At 49.2% G+C, this 1530-nt stretch carries 4 protein-coding genes; 2 read left to right on the top strand and 2 right to left on the bottom strand.

Annotation, left to right across the window (positions count from 1 at the left end; genetic code table 11):
* The coding region (locus HYW32_04530) for a TrmB family transcriptional regulator (protein ID MBI2590251.1) at positions 1–165 on the bottom strand (165 nt) is incomplete at its 3' end.
* 115 nt (positions 166–280) lie between these two features.
* On the opposite strand from HYW32_04530, the gene HYW32_04525 reads away from it, so the two are divergent.
* Together HYW32_04525 and HYW32_04520 are read left to right on the top strand one after the other, a co-directional pair.
* Positions 281–787, top strand: a complete 507-nt coding sequence (locus HYW32_04525) for a hypothetical protein (GenBank protein MBI2590250.1) — start codon at positions 281–283, stop codon at positions 785–787.
* Entirely contained in the window at positions 781–1284 is a 504-nt protein-coding gene (locus tag HYW32_04520; GenBank protein ID MBI2590249.1) for a hypothetical protein, read from the top strand. Before HYW32_04525 ends, HYW32_04520 begins: the two co-directional genes overlap by 7 nt.
* Positions 1285–1359: 75 nt before the next feature.
* Here HYW32_04520 and HYW32_04515 read toward each other — a convergent pair.
* Positions 1360–1530 (bottom strand): DNA polymerase III subunit beta (locus HYW32_04515; GenBank protein MBI2590248.1); only part of this gene is annotated, 171 nt, incomplete at its 5' end.

The raw sequence follows: 1530 nt of genomic DNA, 5'->3' as shown, positions 1-1530 counted from the left end.
GGCCATTCTTTTTGCCACCAGGACTTCCAAAATATTATAGCCGGTGGTGCGGTTAACGCCCGCTTTTCGGGCAATATCGGCCACGGTTGAGGGGCCCAACTCTAAATTAGCCGCATAAATTCGGGCTTCATTTTCAGAAAATCCCAATTCTTCCAACTCACGCATTATATCTCTCCATTATACACCCGCAGTATTTTGTGTCAAGACCCTTGCACAGTTTGTCAAGAGCAGTATGTTTTACAAAGGTTTTCTTGTCCCTACTCCTTGACAAAGTATCTGTTTGATGTATAATGGGGGCAGAAAGTCAGTAGCTGCTTTGAAAACCGGCACAAAAAGAGGAGGAGGAAAAATGAGCTTTGACGAATGGTGGAATATCGTGTTGTGCTATCTTATAATGTTTTCACCTGTTCTAGTGATGATGTTTGTACTAGGCGGCTTCCTTTTTGCGCTGCAACTAGGGCAGGCAAGGGAGCGAGAACAGGAGAAGCAGAAACACAAGGAGGAGATGCAGAAAATTGAGGAGGAGGCGCAGGAGTGGCGTGAAAGGTATGAAGAGTACGGCAACTACCTAAACGAGATACAAGCGAGGTGGGACATCATTTATAGCCTGCAAAAAATAAAACTTCGGTTGGAGCTCGCGAGGCGCGGCACTACCCTGGAAAAATACATCGGGGCTTGTCGCACGAAATTCAAGAAAGATATGCCGGAGACGCCAGAAGAAGTCCGTGAAATTCTTGAAATTCTGCGTTCACAATCAACCTCAGAGAAAGGAGAGGAAAAATGTTGAAACTGTGGAAATGGGGAATTGGCTTTGACGCCCTTCAGGTTGCAGTCGGTGTCCTTGTTTACCACGCGACAAACAGTGTTGGGGTCGCCGCGTCCGTTGCTGTGCTTGCCGCGGGTATCGCTGCTCTCACCATCTTGTTCGCCACCACGCGGCTTATCGCCATCGTGTGCGGCGCCTATATGCCCTCCGCGTTTTATGTTGGGTTGGCATCCGAAGCTGCTGCATTTGCCGTTGAGCTTGTCGCGTTAGCCGCCACGTACACCGCGCTTGGCGCCGCGCTTGCCGGGCTTGGCGCGCTCGTCTCTTTGTATTTCGTGCTCGTTTTCGCCGGTAATGCTGTATACATAGCCAAGACCGAATGGGGTGGTGGCGCCAAAGAGGAGGACCTTTTTCTCTTCGTTACGGCGCTTCCATTTGTCGGCAGAGTGCTAGGGGGGCTGATTCTGCTTTACCTCCGGAAGAAAACCATAGCCGCGCAAACGGATTCCGAACCATAAGGATAAAAAGAGCAAAAACCGCCGAGGGAGCAGGGCACTCCCCGGCGGTTTTCTTATTTAGATAAACTTAATAGCTCACGAACTCTTCATCGGCATTACCAGATAAAGATACGAAACATCGCGGGGATTTTGAATTAAAAGGGGCCGGCTCGCGCCTGAAAAACGCAGAATGACGCTATCGGAATTTATGGGCTCCAATACCTCAAGCAGATATCTCTGATTAAAAGACATTTCAAGATTTTCTCC

Source organism: Candidatus Berkelbacteria bacterium (genome assembly GCA_016187225.1).
GTDB lineage: Bacteria > Patescibacteriota > UBA1384 > JACPKC01 > JACPKC01 > JACPKC01.
The sequence above is the reverse complement of the archived record's forward strand: the minus strand, read 5'-3'. Positions and strand labels throughout refer to the sequence as shown.